Origin of the sequence: Anaerococcus provencensis (genome assembly GCF_000312365.2) — a bacterium.
GTDB classification, from domain to species: Bacteria; Bacillota; Clostridia; order Tissierellales; family Peptoniphilaceae; genus Anaerococcus; species Anaerococcus provencensis.
On record NZ_HG003685.1, the window covers coordinates 207,064 to 225,610 of the forward strand.

The 18,547-nt window shown below is 32.7% G+C and carries 14 protein-coding genes and 1 other annotated feature; of the genes, 10 read left to right on the forward strand and 4 right to left on the reverse strand.

Annotated elements, in window-relative coordinates; translation table 11 throughout:
- The first annotated feature begins 14 nt into the window (after positions 1-14).
- The 10 genes from BN38_RS01270 (at position 15) to BN38_RS01310 (ending at position 13,526) form a co-directional block, all read left to right on the forward strand.
- Complete coding sequence (locus tag BN38_RS01270) at positions 15-1,763, forward strand: ABC transporter ATP-binding protein (protein WP_044565102.1); 1,749 nt, start codon at positions 15-17, stop codon at positions 1,761-1,763.
- A complete protein-coding gene (locus BN38_RS01275) occupies positions 1,763-3,484 on the forward strand; it encodes an ABC transporter ATP-binding protein (protein ID WP_044565103.1) in 1,722 nt (573 codons plus the stop codon). Before BN38_RS01270 ends, BN38_RS01275 begins: the two co-directional genes overlap by 1 nt.
- Positions 3,485-3,500: 16 nt before the next feature.
- Positions 3,501-4,082 (forward strand): MptD family putative ECF transporter S component, encoded by a 582-nt coding sequence (locus BN38_RS01280; RefSeq protein WP_044565104.1) that lies wholly within the window; start codon positions 3,501-3,503, stop codon positions 4,080-4,082.
- On the forward strand, positions 4,083-4,514 hold the full coding sequence (locus tag BN38_RS11255; RefSeq protein ID WP_230197702.1) for an energy-coupling factor transporter transmembrane component T: 432 nt from the start codon (positions 4,083-4,085) through the stop codon (positions 4,512-4,514).
- Positions 4,515-4,528: 14 nt separating this feature from the next.
- Positions 4,529-4,777: an energy-coupling factor transporter transmembrane protein EcfT gene (locus BN38_RS11260; protein ID WP_230197703.1), complete on the forward strand. Its 249-nt coding sequence runs from the start codon at positions 4,529-4,531 to the stop codon at positions 4,775-4,777.
- The gene (locus BN38_RS01290) at positions 4,771-6,177 is read left to right on the forward strand and encodes an ATP-binding cassette domain-containing protein (RefSeq protein ID WP_044565105.1); all 1,407 of its coding nucleotides are present in this window, start codon (positions 4,771-4,773) and stop codon (positions 6,175-6,177) included. The genes BN38_RS11260 and BN38_RS01290 overlap by 7 nt, the downstream gene beginning before the upstream one ends.
- Positions 6,167-7,126, forward strand: a complete 960-nt coding sequence (locus BN38_RS01295; RefSeq protein ID WP_044565106.1) for an AraC family transcriptional regulator — start codon at positions 6,167-6,169, stop codon at positions 7,124-7,126. The genes BN38_RS01290 and BN38_RS01295 overlap by 11 nt, the downstream gene beginning before the upstream one ends.
- Positions 7,116-9,728: a hypothetical protein gene (locus tag BN38_RS01300; protein WP_044565107.1), complete on the forward strand. Its 2,613-nt coding sequence runs from the start codon at positions 7,116-7,118 to the stop codon at positions 9,726-9,728. The genes BN38_RS01295 and BN38_RS01300 overlap by 11 nt, the downstream gene beginning before the upstream one ends.
- Positions 9,729-9,868: 140 nt before the next feature.
- Positions 9,869-10,055: a binding site (T-box leader), on the forward strand.
- A gap of 53 nt (positions 10,056-10,108) precedes the next feature.
- Complete coding sequence (gene thrS, locus BN38_RS01305) at positions 10,109-12,031, forward strand: threonine--tRNA ligase (RefSeq protein WP_044565108.1); 1,923 nt, start codon at positions 10,109-10,111, stop codon at positions 12,029-12,031.
- Positions 12,032-12,155: 124 nt separating this feature from the next.
- Complete coding sequence (locus tag BN38_RS01310) at positions 12,156-13,526, forward strand: MATE family efflux transporter (RefSeq protein WP_044565109.1); 1,371 nt, start codon at positions 12,156-12,158, stop codon at positions 13,524-13,526.
- 17 nt (positions 13,527-13,543) lie between these two features.
- Here the strand turns inward: BN38_RS01310 and BN38_RS11495 are convergent, their stop codons facing one another.
- From BN38_RS11495 to nagE, 4 genes are all read right to left on the reverse strand, one after another.
- Positions 13,544-15,289: a DUF262 domain-containing protein gene (locus tag BN38_RS11495; RefSeq protein WP_049944415.1), complete on the reverse strand. Its 1,746-nt coding sequence runs from the start codon at positions 15,287-15,289 to the stop codon at positions 13,544-13,546.
- A gap of 19 nt (positions 15,290-15,308) precedes the next feature.
- On the reverse strand, positions 15,309-15,452 hold the full coding sequence (locus BN38_RS11500) for a GmrSD restriction endonuclease domain-containing protein (RefSeq protein WP_195890871.1): 144 nt from the start codon (positions 15,450-15,452) through the stop codon (positions 15,309-15,311).
- 493 nt (positions 15,453-15,945) lie between these two features.
- Positions 15,946-16,875 carry a DUF7916 family protein gene (locus BN38_RS01320; RefSeq protein WP_044565110.1) on the reverse strand — a complete coding sequence of 310 codons (930 nt, stop codon included), beginning with the start codon at positions 16,873-16,875 and terminating at the stop codon, positions 15,946-15,948.
- Between the two features lie 61 nt (positions 16,876-16,936).
- Positions 16,937-18,460, reverse strand: a complete 1,524-nt coding sequence (nagE, locus tag BN38_RS01325) for an N-acetylglucosamine-specific PTS transporter subunit IIBC (protein WP_044565111.1) — start codon at positions 18,458-18,460, stop codon at positions 16,937-16,939.
- Positions 18,461-18,547 lie beyond the last annotated feature (87 nt).

Consider the following 18,547-nt stretch of genomic DNA (forward strand, 5'->3'; position numbering starts at 1 on the left):
AAGGAGGTATACTTTTGAAAATATATAATAAATTATTTTCTTATATTCCAGATAAAAAAATTAATGGTATATTATCAGTTGTTTTTACGGCCTTAGGATGTTTTGTCCAATTTTATGCCTATTATTTGATTTGGCAAATAATTGAAAGTGTTTTTACAAAAGGAGATTATTTAGGTGTAAAATTTAGTGCATCTTATGTATTAAATTTATTTATAGTACAAGCTATATTATACATAGTAGGGACTTGGATGAGCCATTTAGCGGCTTTTAGCTTGGAAACGAGGCTTAGGGAAAAAGGAATTAAGAATTTAATAAATGCTTCAAACACATTTTTTGATACTCATCAGTCAGGAGAAGTTAGAAAAATTATAGATAACAATGTTGAGCAAACTCATATGAGTGTCGCTCACTTAATACCTGACCATACAGCAGCAATTATTACACCGATACTATTGCTGATCTTGGTTTTTAATATAGATCTTTATCTGGGCATATTTTTCGTAATAATTGTTTTAATATCTATGTTTTTACTTTATAAAATGTCTGGTGAAAAAGAATTTACCATAGCTTATATGAAAAAATCTGATGAACTTAATGGCCAGGCTGTTGAATATGTCAGAGGATTGCCGGTTGTAAAGATTTTTAATGCTCCACTCATAGGTTTTAAAAAGTTATATAGAACTATTAACGACTATAGAGATATGGTTTACGCTTATTCTATGTCTTGTAGGTTGCCCTTTGTAAGTTTTCAATGGGTATTAAATATTTTTATAATTACGCCTATATTTATTGCTATTTACATGGTAGTGAGAAATGGCGCTGATCCTTATCTTTGGTCTGCTAAGCTTCTATTTTTTACCTTGTTTATGGGTTTATTTTTCTCAGATTTGATGAAGATTATGTATGTCGGCATGTACAACGTAGAGGCAACTACAGCAGTAGACAATCTCGAAAATCTATTTGATGAGATGAATGACAATAAAATTACTTATGGAAATGATGATTTTATAGATAATTATTCTATAGAATTTAGAGATGTAAGTTTTTCTTATGAAAAAAAGACCAAGATAATAGATAATTTATCTTTTAAATTAGACGAAAATAAAGTTTATGCCCTAGTAGGTCCATCTGGAGGCGGTAAATCAACTATTGCAAAACTTATTTCCGCTTTATATCCTATAGATTCTGGGGAAATACTTCTAGGTGATAAAAACATTTACTCTTATAAAAAAGAGACTTTGATGGATAATATTGGCATGGTTTACCAAAATCCAAAACTATTTCAAGGAATTTCAATTTTTGAAAATGTAAAACTTGCAAAAAAGGATGCAAGTGACAAGGAAGTTTATGAGGCTTTAAGACTTTCTAAGTGTGATCAATTCATAGATAAATTTGAAGATGGATATGATTCTATAATTGGAGCAAGCGGGGTCAATTTATCAGGTGGAGAGATACAAAGAGTATCTATAGCAAGGATATTTCTAAAAGATCCTAAGATCGTTATTTTAGATGAAGCATCGGCTGCAGCAGATCCAGAAAATGAATATGAACTTCAACAAGCCTTCAAAAGTCTAATGGAAGGCAAAACAGTCATTATGATAGCTCACAGATTATCTTCTATTCGTGGAGTTGATGAGATTTTAGTAGTTGAAGACGGAAATATCATTGAGCGAGGAAGTCATGATTATTTGATGGAAAATGGAGCCAGGTACAAACAATTTGTAGATTTGTATGATGAAGCCAACCAATGGAGGATAAGCTAATGAAAGATTATTTAAAAAATAGATTTGCTCTAACAGCTGAGGGTGCAAAGGGAACATCAATAGCTATTCTCTATTCAACCCTTAAAAACCTATCTTTTATGTTACCTATATTTTTACTAATGTATACAATCCAGGGGCTGTTGGGTCTTGGGGACTTTTCTCTTAAAGCTACTATAATATCCTATATAATTGTAGCTATTATAATGGCCTTGGTACTTGATAAGGATTATAAGACAACCTATAATGAGACATATAATGAAAGTGCAAATTTAAGGATTAGTCTTGCTGAGAAATTAAAAGATTTGCCCCTCTCCTTTTATGCTAGCCACGATCTTACAGATTTATCCCAAACTATAATGAAGGATGTAGAAACTATAGAACACTGTCTAAGTCATTCCATCCCAGGTTTTTATGGTTTTATAATTAGTTTTTGCATCGTTTCAATTTTGTTATTAATAGGAAATGTTAGACTAGCCTTGGCTATAATTATTCCGATTTTAGCAAGTATATTGTTGACATTTTTATCTAAAAATAGGCAAAAGAAAGCGACAGGAGAATATTACAAAGATCAAAGAGAATCTGCTAGGATTTTTCAAGAGCTTATAGACTCATCTACAGAAATCAAAGCTTATAATTTAAGCGAAAGCAAAGAAAAAGAAGCGATTAATTTTGTAAATAAGCTTGAAAAAAAACACGTTGCTACTGAAATATCTCAAGTTATACCGGTAACACTTTCACAAATAGTGGCAAGATTTGCTTTGGGTTTTGCCATATATTTTGGCTTAAAGGAACTTATTGAAGGTAATATAAATATTCTATACTTTTCCGGCTACTTATTTGCTGCGGCAAGGCTAATAGACGGAGTAGATCAATTTGTAATATACTATGGAGAATTTATGTATATAGATTCACCAGTTGAAAAAATTAAATCCATCGAATTGGCGAATATGCAAGAAGGTCAAAGAAGTGATATAAAATCTTTTGATATTTCTTGTGAAAATTTAGAGTTTTCCTATAAAGATGGCAAGAAAGTAATAGATGGTATTTCCTTTAATAGTTACCAAGATAAAGTAAGCGCCTTGGTAGGGCCATCTGGTTGCGGAAAAACAACTGTACTTCGACTCTTATCAAGACTTTATGATTATGATAAAGGAAAGATATCTATAGATGGCAAAGAAATTAATGCCATAGATACTAAGGATTTATTTAGCCACATATCCATGGTATTTCAAGATGTAATATTATTTAATGGAAGCGTTATGGATAATATAAGGCTTGGAGATTTATCCGCAAGTGATGATGAAGTTTTGAAAGCTGCAAGACTTGCCAATTGCGACGAGTTTGTAAACAAACTTCCAATGGGATATAAAACTCTCATTGGAGAAAATGGCTCAAACTTATCTGGAGGAGAGAGACAGAGAATTTCAATAGCTAGGGCATTTTTAAAAAATGCAGAAATAATTTTGTTAGACGAAATAGCAGCTTCTTTAGATGTAGAAAACGAAAAGTATATCCAAGATTCTTTAAATGAACTAACAAAAAATAAGACAGTAGTGCTCATATCTCACAGAATGAAGTCAATTCAAAATGTAGATCAAATTATAGTTATGAATGAGGGGAAAATCGAAGCTTTAGGAACTCATGAATATCTTTTGGACAATAGTAAAACTTACGCAAAAATGATAGAAAGCTCAAGACTTTCTGAAAAATTTGTATATTAAGGGAGGTTTTTTATAAGTGAATAAATTTAATGTACGAGATTTAGTAAATGCAGGAGTTTTTTCTCTTTTAGTCGTTATGGCAGTATGGCTTGCTGGCATGATAGGTTTTATACCTGTCCTCATGCCTCTTGTCCCTTTTGCATGTTGCTTGGTATCAGGGCCTGTTTTTATGCTATATTCAACTAAAATAAATAAATTTGGCATGATTTTGATAATGGGCATTATTTTTGGCTTGGTATTTTCTTTAAGTGGCCATGGAGCGATTACTTTACCGCTCATTGTTCTCATTGCTTTAGTTTCAGAATTTATAATGAAAAAAGGTAATTACAAAAGCATAAAATATGCAAGGTTAACTTATATGTTTTTTTCATTATTTTCTGCTACTAACCTATTACCTTTATATATAGCTAGAGATTCATATAAAGAGAATTTGATAAGCCAAGGTTATAAAGCAGATTTTGTGGAAAAGTTAATGTCAGTAATGCCTACTTGGTCATTTGTTCCAATCGTGGCTCTTGGTGTATTGGGTGCTTATCTAGGTTGTACTCTAGGAATAAAAATACTTAAAAAACACTTTATAAAAGCAGGAATGGCATAGATGAAGCTTGATTTTAGAACAAAACTACTTTTAACTATAGTAGTAGGAGTTGTTGTAATTGAAGGAAGCCTAGTTCATAACTATTATTATTTAGGAATGTTCTTGTGTTTCTTACCTTATATTTTTGCCTTGGTAGATAAAAGATGGTCAATGCTTATAAAGGGAGTAGTAGTAAATACTTTCGCCATTGTAGGAAATAAATACTTATTAATACTTCCTCAAAATATATGGACTATGATATTAAACTTGTATTGTGGAATTACTATGAGTATATTACCAGGCTTTATGATGGGTTATTATACAATTAGCACTACTACTATGAGTGATCTAGTTTATGCTCTAAAAAAAATAAAGTTTCCTGATTATATAATAATACCAATTTCAGTTATGTTTAGATTTTTTTATTCCATAAAAGAGGACTATAAAAAATAAATGAGGCTATCTACATGCACGGATTGACGGCTAAAAATTTCTTTAAAGATCCAGCTAGGATTTTGGAATATAAATTTGTTCCCTTGCTAATGATAACCTCACAAACAGCTGATAATGTATCAATATCAGCAATGACAAGAGGGATGAAAGTAGGATGTGAACGTTCTAGTATATCAAATGCAAAACTTAAATTTTTTGATTATGTATTTTTAGTTTTTTCCTTGGTTTTAATAATTTTATTTATAAGGGGAAAGATATGCTAGAATTTAAAGGTTTTGGATTGGACTACGAAGATTTTGATAAAAAAAGATATAAGATATTAGAAAATGTCAATATTAGTTTTGAAAAAGGATCTGTAAGTGTAATAACTGGGGAATCCGGCTCTGGTAAGTCATCGATTATTAAAGCTATCAATGGAATAATTCCTGAGATTGATAAGGCAAAATTGAGTGGGAAAATTGAATTAGATGGTAAAAATCTAGTGGATATGACTATAGCAGATAGAAGTAAGTTTATATCGACGGTATTTCAAAATCCTAAAAATCAATTTTATGCGGTAAATTCTCTTGATGAGATAGCCTTTGCTTTGGAAAACAGAAATATAAAAAGAGATGAAATATTTCATATTATTGATAAGTATAGCAAGTTATTAGCAACAGAAAAACTTCTTGAAAAGGACTTATTAAAATTATCAGGTGGCGAGAAGCAATTAGTGGCAATTACTTCTGTAGCTGTTTTAGATAACGATATATATGTATTTGATGAACCATCAGCCTCTCTTGATAAAAAAGCAATTGAAAAGCTAGCAAGGATTATTAAAAGTTTAAAAGATATGGGCAAGATTATAATTATCGCTGAGCATAGACTTTATTATTTGAAAAATATAATAGATAAGCTTTGTATAATTAAAGATAATAAGCTCATAGAATATGGTAAAAATAAAGTAAACAATGATTTGATAAAGACTTATAATCTAAGAAGATTAGATGAAATAGGGATTGATGAAATAAAAAATGAAAAATGGTCTAAAAAGCTTTTGTATGATAAGTTATATGATAATAATAATGAATTAAGATGCATTGATTTTTATTGCAAATATAAAAATAGTAAGGAAGTTTTGTTCGACTTTAATATTTCTTTTGATCCAGGAATCTATTTTATAATAGGAGAAAATGGCATAGGGAAAACATCCTTTATTAGAAATTTGTGCAAGTTAAATAAAGGGCAAAAGTCCTTGGTTTACTATAAAGGTAAGAAAATCAAGTCGAGTGGGGATTTTATATCTATTGTGATGCAAGATGTAAACTATCAACTTTTCACAGAAAGCGTTTATAAAGAAATTTCAATAGTTACAGATGATGAGAGAATAAAAGAAGAAAGTTTAACAAAACTTGGCTTAATAGATAAGAAAAATATGCACCCTCAAAGCTTATCTGGTGGACAAAAACAAAGACTTGCCCTAGCTTTAGCTTACGCAAGTCCAAAGAAGATTGTTATCTTAGATGAACCTACATCTGGTCTTTGTATGAAAAATATGAAAAAGACAATTGAAATTATTAGGGAGATGAAAAATATGGGCAAGATTGTAATAATTGTAACCCATGACTATGAATTTATAAAAATGGTTGATGAGAATGTGGTGGAGTTTGTAAATGGCAGTTAAAGGTATTGAAAGTTGGGGATTTAAACTTTGCCCTACAAAAGATAAAGAAATTTTTGATTATGAATCCATAAAGTCCCCAAAAAATAAAATGAGATCTTACTTAATCTTTCCAGGAGTTTATGTAGTATATATAGACTTTAAAGAAAAATATAGTTCGGAAAATTCAATTGAAAGCAGCAACTATGGTTATAGGATTGCCTACTCTTATGAAGGCAATTATTTTACTTATATCAATAATAGCAAGGTATTAATTAATAGACAACTTTTTGTAGGTAAGTATATACCTAAATCTAAAAAATCTTATACGAACAGAGAAAAAACAACTGCCTTTAACATAGTTATTAATCCTAACAATCTTGATATTAGTAAGGATTATTATAAAATTTTACAAACATTTGTTAATAAATTTAAAAACATAAGTGATGTAGGCTACACCTCATCAGATAAAGATTTATTAGAAGCTGCAAACCAGCTTATTTTATACCTTAAAGAAGAAAATAAAAGTTTAATTGCTATAAAAACTTTAGAATTAATCTGTTTAATATCAGACAGGAAGATTAGTGATAATAGAAGTAGATACTATAAAAAACAATGTGAAGATCAAATATTTGAGATTGAAAGTTATCTTAGAAAAAATTTGGCTAATGATATTAGTTTGGATTTTTTAGTAGATAAGTTTCAAATATCAAAATCTAGCTTAAATAATAAATTTATTAGTGAATTTCAATATACTCCTATGAGGTATCTAAATATAATTAGGATGATGAAAGCTCAGGATTTGCTTATAAGCACAGATAAAGAAATAGGTCAAATAGCAGAAGAACTAGGATTTGCAGAACAATCAAATTTCGCTAGGAATTTTAAAATTTATTCAGGCTTATGTCCTAGCAAATATAGAAGAGTTTACAAAAAATGTATTAATAAAAAGGAGAACGTATATGAAAAATAAAAATAAAAAATTAGCAACTGCACTTTTACTAGCTTTGGGTTTAAATGCCCTAAGCCCAGCAATAAGCTCATTTGCGGCAAGTAATGAAGCAAAGCCATTAGAAAATAATGAAGAAATTAATACTAAAAATGAAGAATTAACAAAAGTAAGTGAGGAAGTCGAAAAACTACAAAAAGAAGTAGAAGAAGCCCAAAAAGATTTATCTAAGGCAGAAGAAAATTTAAGAGATAAGGAAGATAAGAAAAAACAAAGAGACGAAGAAGTAGAAAAAGCAACTATCAATTATGCTAAGGCTAGTGATGAAAAAGAAAAAGCTTACCAAAATCTAGAAGCGGCTGTAGAAGAGCAAACTAATGCTAGCGATGAATTTATAAAACTTAGTGAGTTAAAAGATAAAAACGAATTAGCAGAAAAAGAATTAGAAAAAGCAAAAAAAGATTTGGAAATTGCAAAAGATGATCAAGACAAAGCAGATAAGGAAGTAAAAGAAGCCATAAGTTCTAAAGAAGCTCAAGAAGCAAAAGTAAACAAAGCTAAGAATGCTCTAGAAAAAGCAAAAGCAGAAGAAAAGCAAGCACAGGAAGACCTAAATAAGCTCATAGATAATCCAAAAACAAAAGAAGTAGAAGAAAATTACGAAAAAGCTAATAAAGATTTAGAAGATGCGAAAAATAAATCCCAAAATGCCCTAGAAGATAAAAAAGAAGATTTGGATAAAATAGGAAATGAAGTTGAGGGTTTGAAAACCAATACTAAAAAATCTCTGGAAAAGGTAGAGGAAAATAAGAATAATCTAGAAAATCTTTATAAAGAAATAATAAAATTTGAAAGTGAAAATACAAATTTAGTAGAAATTAATAAAAGCTTAGATAAGGCAAAGGAAGAAATAAAATCTCTAGAAAAAGACAGCGACCAATACAATAAAAAGCAAGAAGAAATAGATAAGCTAGAAAAGCAAGCAGAAGCATGTAACAAACTACGAGACGAGCTAAGAAAAAAATGCCATGAACTTAATGATCAGGCCAATGCAGATTTAGATTCAGTAAGGAATTATAATGGCGCAATTAGAAGCGAACATGATAAAACAATTGAACAAAGTAAGGCTATAGCAAAAAATAAACTAATAGAAGATATAAAAAATGGCAATATTACATCTGAAAATCTAGATGACAAGATAAAAGAACTTGAAGAAAGCAATAAAGATAATTATTTTCACAATGTAAAAGGGCCTTTATATGATTATGAGAAAGCTAAAGATGAGTATTGGGAATGTTGGAGAGCAGTAGTAAAAGCAACCGATGCATTTAGAGATAGTAGAGCTCAATTATATGATTGGAACTTTGCTTCTCAAGCTAGCTCTATAGGTGGAACTGTCGAGAGATTTGATAAAGAATTTACTAGTCAACTAGCGAATATGGAAAAATTATCAAAAAACCTAACAGAAAAAGAAGAAATCTATAAAGAAGCTCTAGCTAAATACGAACAAGATGAAGCCTATATAGATAGTCTAAAAGAATCCAAAGAATTAATACAAAGTATAGAAAATAATAAAGAAAGAATTGAAGAGCTTAAAAAAGCTCTAGATCAAGCAAACAAAGAAAAAGAAAAAATCCAAGAAGAAATAAAGACAGCCGAAGCAAAAACTCTAGAAAAACAAAAAGAGTTAGAAGCTAATGAAAAAACAGAGCAAATAGCTAAAAAAGAATTAGAAGAATCTAAAAAAACTTTAGAAAAAGTTAATGCTTCAAAAAAAGAGGCTGATCAAAAAGTAAAAGAACTTGAAGAAAAAATATCAGAATTAGAAAAAAATCCGAGTGATGCGAACATTAATCAAAAAATAAAAGAAGCCAAGGAAAGATACGAGAAAGCAAAAGAAGAGCTTAGACAAAATAGAGAAAAGGTAAAAGAAGCAAAAGAAAAAGAAGCTCAATGTAAGAAAAAATTGGATGAGGCCAATAAGGCAAAAGAAGAAGCTCAAAAAGACTTAGAAGAGGCACAAAAAAAAGCTTCTGATGCTAAAGATACATTATCAGAAAAAGAGAAAAATTTAGCTGATGAAAAAACCAAAGAAAAAATACAAAGAAGTAAAAAAGCTCTTAAAGAGCTAATAGAGATCAGCAAAAAAATAGATGATGAAGACTTAAAGAAAGTAATTGCAGGAATAGACCAAGCACTAGAAAATGAAGATTTGTCAGTAGAAGACTTGATTGAACTAAATAATAAATTAATAGAAGCAATTGCAAATGCAAAAAATAAACCATCTAAACCAGTGAATCCACAAAAACCTGATAAGTCACATGACTTAGAAAAAGATGATTTAAATAAAAAAGATTCTTACGATATAATTTATGTGAGCAAGGGTTATAAAAATATTAATGAAGGTTACTATAAGAGATCTATTTTACAAGATAATCTTTTAATGGTTAAAAAATCATTAAATGCCCTAAAAATTAAAGCATTGGCAGCTCAGTATTTACTAGATTATACACCAGAAACTGTGATAAATGTAAAAGGTAAATTAGAAAAACTAATTGAAGAGAGCAGAGCTTTAGAAAAAGAGGCTGAAGAATTTATAAAAGAATATGAAAAAATTCTAGGATAAAAGTTGAATAAATAGAGATATTAATTTAAGTCGAGATATATTTTCACAGAGATATTTTGTGTATAAAACTTATGGCTAAAGGTATTGCTTATATATTATAATTTGCAAAAGTTTATTTTGAAGGTAAACTAATCTATATATTATTAACTTTGATAGGGACAGTAGAGATTGGAATTTTTACAGAGAGAGACGATTGCTGAGAAGTCTTAAAAGGAAAATTGTCGAAGACCACCCTGGAGTTTTTTAAGAAATTAAAACGTCTGGTCGCGTTAAGACCTTTAATGAGAACAAAATTAGGTGGAACCACGGATATGACCCGTCCTTTTATCGGAAACGATAAGGGACGGTTTTTTATTTGTGAAAAAAAGTAAGGAGAGATTATGATTAAAATTAAATTACCAGATGATTCGATAAGAGAATATGAAAGTGGCGTAAAAGTTGGAGAAGCTACAAAAGATATTTCTGAGGGCCTATACAGAGCTGCCCTTGGAGCTGTTGTTAATGGCAAAGTTATGGGTTATGCTGAGCCAATCACAGAAGATAGTGACTTTAGAGTTGTAAAATTTGAAGATAAGGAAGGCAAGGAAATATTCTGGCATACAACAAGCCATGTTATGGCTGCTGCTATCAAGAAACTTTGGCCAGATACTAAATTTGCCATAGGTCCTGCTATAGGAGATGGCTTCTACTACGACATGGACGTAGACCACAGATTTGTTCCAGAAGATTTCGAAAAAATCGAAAAAGAAATGCTTGCTATAGCAAAATCTGACCAAAAACTTGAAAGAGTAGAAATTTCAAGAGATGAAGCTCTGAAGATGTTTGAAGAAGAAGGCCAAGACTATAAAGTAGAACTTATAAATGACCTTCCAGCAGATGAAATGATTACCCTTTATAAGATGGGCGATGTATTTACAGACCTTTGTGCTGGCCCACACCTTGAATCAACAAAGAAAATCAAGGCAGTTAAGCTAAAAACAATAGCTGGTGCATATTGGAGAGGTGATTCCGACCGCCAAATGCTACAAAGAATCTACGGTATTTCCTTCGAAAAAGCTAGCCAACTAAGTGAATGGGAAGAATTACAAAAAGAAATCGAACGCCGTGACCACAGAAAGATAGGAAAAGAAATGGACCTATTTGCCTTCCACGAAGAAGGACCAGGATTCCCATTCTTCCATCCAAATGGAATGATTCTAATGAACGAACTACTAGACTGGTGGAGAGGTGTTCTTGAAGAACGTGGATATGGAGAAATCAAAACTCCACTTATAATGAATGAAGAATTGTGGCACAGATCAGGTCACTGGGATCACTACAAAGAAAATATGTACTTCACAAAAATTGACGAAGAAGACTATGCTATAAAACCAATGAACTGCCCAGGCTCTGTTTTGACATACGCATCAAACCAACACTCATACAGAGACCTACCAATCAGACTTGCAGAATTTGGCCAAGTTCACAGACACGAGCTATCAGGAACTCTACATGGACTATTTAGAGTAAGAACATTTACTCAAGATGATGCCCACGTATACTGCCTACCAAGCCAAATCAAAGAAGAAGTTTACAGAATGATTGACCTTGCAGACCTTCTATACTCAACATTTGGTTTCAAATACACACTAGAACTATCAACAAGACCAGATGACTTTATGGGAGAGATTGAAGATTGGGACTTTGCCGAAGAACAACTAAAGGCAGCCCTTGAAGAACGTGGCATGGAATACGAACTAAACCCAGGAGATGGGGCATTCTACGGACCAAAAATCGACTTCCATCTAGAAGATGCAGCAAAGAGAACATGGCAATGTGGAACAATCCAACTAGACTTCCAATTACCACAAAACTTTGACCTAACATATGTCGATGAAAACGGCGAAAAGAAAAGACCAGTTATGCTTCACAGAGCACTCCTTGGATCTGTAGAAAGATTTATAGGTGTACTAACAGAACACTTTGCTGGAAGATTCCCACTATGGCTAAACCCAGAACAAGTGGTAATCATCCCAGTAAGCGACAAATTCCTAGACACAGCTCACGAATTACAAGGAAAAATCAGTGATGCTGGCTTTAGAGTAAAGGTAGATGAAAGAAGCGAGGGAGTAGGCTACAAGATTAGACAAGCACAATTAATGCGTGCAAACTACATGCTAGTAGTAGGAGAAAAGGAAGAAAGCTCAAAACTACTAACAGTAAGAAATAGAGATGGCGAAGAAACACCAGAAGTAAGCCTAGAAACATTTATAGAAAAAATAGAAGAAGAAAGCAAAACAAAATCAGTAAAATCAGTATTCTAACTAATTAGCTGATTTAAAATCCTAGGAAAAATTCCTGGGATTTTTGCTTTAAAGCATAAAAAATCTTGAAAAAATATTAGTAAATGGTTTATTATATAGGCTTATAATAATTAGTGGAGAAAATATGACAGACATACAAGATATACAAATAAAAGAAAATAAAATGGGAACCATGCCTGTTGGCAAACTTCTCTTGGAGATGTCCATACCTATGGTAATCTCTATGCTAGTGCAGTCAATCTACAATGTAGTTGATTCCATTTTCGTAGCACAAATCTCCGAAGAAGCCCTCACAGCAGTATCCCTTGCCTTTCCAGTACAAAATATCCTAATAGCCTTTGGAGTAGGTATAGGAGTCGGTTCATCAGCCCTCTTGAGTAGGTTTTTGGGAGAAAATAACAGAGAAAGAGTAGGATCTGTTGCCAGACACGGAGTAATCCTAGCCACGATCCTGTCAGTAGTATTTGCCGTGCTTGGAGTGCTTTTCACAAATTCATACGCCATAGCCCAAAAGCAAAACGAAATTGTCACAAATTATACAAAGGAATACCTATACATAGTGACAATATTTTCTGCCGGCATATTCTTTCAAATACTTGCAGAAAAACTTCTCCAAGCCACATCATTAACCAATTATACTATGATAACCCAAATATCTGGAGCTGTACTAAACCTAATCCTTGACCCAATTCTAATATTTGGCCTATTTGGTATGCCAAGACTTGAAGTAAAGGGAGCTGCAATAGCAACAGTCTTAGGCCAAGTCGGAGGATCACTGATAGGTCTTTACTTCAACAAGACAAAAAACAAAGAAATCAAATTTACATCAGAAAAGTTCAAACTGCACGGGGACATTATAAAACAAATATTTTGGATAGGCATTCCATCCATAGTAATGTCAACAATTGGATCAATAGTAGTATTTGTCCTAAACCAAATCCTAAACAAATTCGGCTCATCAGCCATAGCAGCCTACGGGGTAATGTTCAAGTTCCAATCATTTGCCTTCTTGCCAGTCATAGGCATATCAAATGCCCTCACAACCATAGTGGCCTATAACTACGGAGCAAGAAAAAAGGAAAGGATCAAAGAAGCCATAGGACTTGCAATGAAAAGCTCCTTTGTCCTAGTATCAATATCAATCCTAGTAATGTGGATATGGCCAGAACAACTCCTAGGCCTCTTTAACGCAACAGACACTATGATAGAAATAGGAGTACCAATGATGCGCATAGTAAGCCTATCCTACTTTGTGGCAATACCATCGGTAGTAGCAGTAGGAGGAGTCTTCCAATCTTTAGGAAATTGGCAAGTAGCAATACTCCAATCCTTTCTAAGACAATTCATAATACTAGTACCAATATTCTACGCCCTATCCCTAACAGGCAACCTAAACATAGCCTGGTGGTCATTTTTCATAGCAGAATTCCTAGATTCTATTTTATGTATATGGTGGCTAAAAAAAGATATTAGAAATAAGATTGATGTATTGTAAACTAAAAAAGATGAGATTTAATTCTCATCTTTTTTGTCTAGGTCGTAAATGTGCATAACATAGTCAATTAGCTCATCATTTCGTCTATCTATATCTTCTATTGTCCAGTAGATCTTATCACCTATAGTTTCGTTAGCCAATCTATTTGGTATGGTTTCATTTAAAAACAATGGCGTCCTAAGACCTTCAAAGGTACCTGTGGTAGGGTCTGTATAGTCTCTTTTATCTACAAACTCATTGTTTGACAATTCTGAATTGTATCCAGTTAGTGTAAGATTTCCGAGTTTATGAACGTTGTCTAGGTGTACTTGGTCTTTCATGTCACCATATTTTTCCTCTAAGTTCTTTGCCCAAGATGAATTTGTTTTTAGTTTTTGTGGCATAATATGCTCTAAAGTCCATCTGTATTGATTTTTGTTTTCTATTTTATCATTGAGGTTATCTGGTCTTTGTTTATTAAAATAGCGTCCAAATTCTCTTTCTAAGTCCACTAATATTATTCTAGTGGTGTCTTTGTTAATATCATAAATATTGTTTTTAAGAGCAGATATAAATACATCATCATCAGCTGCAAGAGATTTGATATTATTCTTTATTATATTTAAATGTGTATTTTCGATTCCTACTTGCATTTGCCTTACAGCAGATAGTGATTTTGCCCTGAGATTTGATGCCTTTGGCCTTAGAGTTATATTTCTTCTGACAAAGTATTTAATTATATAATCCAAAATCTCTTCCATTTCAATTAGTTCAATATTGCCTTGTTTGAACTCATTTAGAGTATAGAGCAAAATTGGATAAACGGACGTTGCTTCCATCTTAGAGAGTTTTTGTAAAGAACTTATCATACTCTCAGAATAATTTAATAAATCATTGTATTCGCCTATATTATTGGTAAATGATCCAAATATTAAAGCTCTTGATGTTAAAGTATCAATATAGGATTCTCCATTTTCATCAAATAACGTTTTATATTCAGATAAAGCTTGAGTTTTTGTTATAGAAGATGTGGAGTTTTCTTTTTTGACTTCATAAGTATCAAAGTTATTTTGCAAAAATTGTGTAACTAGATTAGATTTAGGCTCATTATTAGTATCATTAAAATATGATAACAGGATGTCCCATTTATTTAAAGCCTCTTCATCATCCAAGTTATTAACTGCTTGCTCTAGATAATATGATTTTAGCAAATCAATTAATGTTAGAGGAAGACCTTTAGCATTGAAAGATGTAAAAATAGTAAAAGCATCTGTAAGATTGCTCACATTGATTCTTAGAATCTCCATATGATTTAAGTCGTTATAGAATTTTATTAAATCATTTAAGTTACTTTCATTATATATAGGTTCATCTTTACCCTCTGGGGTCAAAAACTGAGTTTTTATCAGCTCTAGTATTTCGTAGAACCTCTTGCCCATTTTTCTGTTGCGGGATTCGATATAATCATCAGTTTCTTTTCTTACAATCTGCATAAGTCCATCATAAACTTCTTGGTCGTTAGGATTTAAGCTAAGCCTTGTTTCACCTGTTTCCTCATTTATTAATCTTCTAGGAATATCGGATAGGGCGTTTCTAAAATTTTTTCTAATTTCAACATCATTAAATTGGACATTTTTATGATCTCTTGCAATCATAAAATGATAAAAAATTCCCAGTAAATATAAGGATACGGTTGTAAGCCTTTGTTGACCATCCACTACATCCAAAGAGTTATATTTGATGCCAACAGAAGAGTTCTTATCAACGGTTGGAGTTACAAGCAAGTTACCTATATAGTAGCCTCTATCTAACTATATCCTGGAATAGTGTTTCTACATTGTCAGACCTCCAAGAATAATTTCTTTGATAAATAGGTATGTTATATGTAATATCATTGCCTACTGGAAAAATTTCTGAAATCTTTTTTGATTCTGGATTTAATTGCAAAACAAGCCTCCTAATATATTCTATATTTATTAGATCATAAAAATGCAGAATGATCAAATTTTATTAATATATTAAAGTAATATTGGCAAAAAAATAGCACCCGGATTAGGATGCTGATTTTTTGACCACTTAGATAAAAAAGTAAATGTTGTTCGTTCATATTTCACCTTGAACAAGCATTGAAATTTTTAGAAATTGACTTATAATAATATTAAGAGAAGCCACCTCTATAAAGCCCTTGACAACAAGGATACTGATGATGATAGAGTAATATTACTCAATAAAAAAGACAGTAGGTCTGAACTACTGTCTTTTTTTATGCTAGTTTTTGGGATCTATATACCTTGAGATAACCAAAAGTATTATCCCAACTAGCAAAGGAAAAATAAAATTTTCCATTACTGACGATGACATTTCATATCACCCCCTATCACCACTTCATTAAGTGGCATTTTATTATAGCATATATTGTTAAAAACAGATATCTAAACCTCTATTTCTCCACATTCCTATAGTTGCTTGAGCTCATTTGGTACATTTGCCATCTTACTCCTCTGATGGCTACCCCCATGGTGTATATGTTTTCTGGTAAGGATATGCCGTTCATGGCGTCTCCTATGTGTTGGAGGTGGGCGCCGTTTGCTTTTGCTGCTAGGGCGATTTGTCTTATGGTGTCTTCATCGCTTGTTTCTTGGCTTGTTCCTATGGCTGACATGATGAGGACATTTTCTTCTATATTTTTGCCTGTGTTGTAGTCATATACATAGTCTGCTATTTCTTTTAGATCATCTTCGTTAAAGTGTGGGACTGTGTATGGGGCTGGGACTAGGAGTATGTCTATGCCTGCTTTTATGAAGTCTTTGGCTATTTCTAGGTTCATTACAGGTCCGTCTGTACCTGCTGCGTGCATTTTGCCTGCTATGACAAGGCCTTTGAAGTTCTCTTTGGCTTCTTTTATGGCTTCTAGTATTTGACTATTGGTTACTCCTGTTCCTGGGTTGCCTGTTAGGCATATGAGATCTAGGCCAAGGTCATTTGCTAATTTGTAGTTTTCTATGGATGCAATTCTACCTTTTGGTAGTTCTTCTCTACTTTGGGTCATTTCTGCATTAGTATCTACTGGCTCTAGGTTGACTCCTAGGGGTCTGGATGTTGCGCGTTTTAGCCATGCCAAGTGATTTGATGCTTCTTCTGGTACGCCGTTTATTGTTGGATTTTCTAGGTCTAAGGCATTTAGTAGTAGTATGTCTGCTCCAAAGGCTCTTTCTATTTCGGCATTTGTAAGTCCTCCGATATAGGGTTGGGCTGATACGACTGATTCTGATACTATTACCCTGCCTTCTGATGCTAGTATGGCTTGTTTTAGTTCCATAGGGCTAGCTTTGAGGTAATCTCCTCCCTGGTAGTTTAATAATCTTTTCATTTTCTTCTCCTTTTGATTTATAAAAAAATCAGTAAGCTATTGCCTACTGATTTTTTAGTTCTTATTTACCCAAAAGTTTTACAAATTCATCATACACTGCTTGAACTTGTGGTCCTATGATTACTTGGACTGCTTTTGGACCTGGTTTCATAATTCCTGCAACGCCAGCTTCTTTGATTTTATCGTCATTTACTTTTGCTGGATCATTTACTGTTAGACGTAGTCTTGTTGTACAATAGCTTGTTGTATCAATATTTTCTGCTCCGCCTAGACCTTGTAAAATTGTTTTTGCTGTATCAGTATATGATCCTTTTACTGTAGCTTGTTGTTCTTTTGCTTCTTGATCAGCTGTCTTATCATCTGAAGAAACCTGGCCACTATTTTGAGATTTTGAGCTTCTACCTGGAGTAGCTACATCCCATTTATCTATTAGAGCTCTAAATAATAAGTAATAGATTGCAAAGAATACTAGCCCCATTACAAGTAATATCCAAATTTTTTGTGCCATTGGGTTTTTTGCTGATAGCAGTAAGTCTATAAGTCCTGCTGAGAAACCAAATCCTGCGTATGCTTTTAGTTGTGCTGCCAAGAACACTGAAATACCTGTTAGTAGTGCGTGTACTAGGTAAAGTTGTGGTGCTACAAACATAAAGGCAAATTCTAGTGGTTCTGTTACACCTGTTAAGAATGATGCTAATGCACCTGCAATCATAAGAGCTTTAGTAGTTTTTTTGTTACTCTCATCAGCTCTTTGAGCTATAGCTAGGGCAGCACCTGGCAAACCAAACATCATTATTGGGAAGAATCCTGCTTGGTACATACCTGGATGATAGGTTGCTGTGATTGATTCTTGTACGTTATTTAAGAAATTTGGTATATCGTTGATATCAGCAAGTCCAAACCAGAATACTTGGTTTAGGGCATGGTGAAGTCCTGTTGGAATCAATAGTCTGTTAAAGAATCCATATAATCCAGCACCAAGAGCTCCCATTCCAGTTAGTGTTGTACCAAATTTTACTAGACCAGCATAAATGAATGGCCATAGGAAAATTAGAATTATTGATGCAATTAGAGCATATAGGGATGCCATAATTGGCACAAGTCTTCTTCCTGAGAAGAATGCCAAGAAGTCTGGAAGTTTTGTTGAGTGGAACCTATCGTAGGCTTTGCCGCCCAAGACCCCGGATATAATACCTATAAGTACGTTTTTGTTGTTGATGGCATCAAATGCTGCAACTCTAAATGGATCGCTTGCTGTCCATGCTTCGACGTCAATAGACTTAAGTTGGGCAACTGTTGCTGTTGATAGCATCTTTGATAAGGTTAAAAATGCTACAAGACCTGCAAGAGCACTTGCGCCATGATTTTCTTTGGCAATACCAAACGCTATACCTACTGCAAATAGTATGCCTAGATTATCTAAAACTGCTCCACCAGCAGATATGAAAAATGCTGCTATTGGCGAACCTGCACCCCAATCAACAGGGTCAATAAAATAACCAATACCCAAAAGAAGGGCTGCTAGAGGCATAACCGCAACTGGTTGCATTAGGGCTTGACCTAATCTTTGTAGTTTTTCTTTCATAACTACCTCCTCATAAAATATTAATAATGTTAAATAATTACCATTACTTCTCTATATTATCATACTTTGGACATTTTTTAAATAATT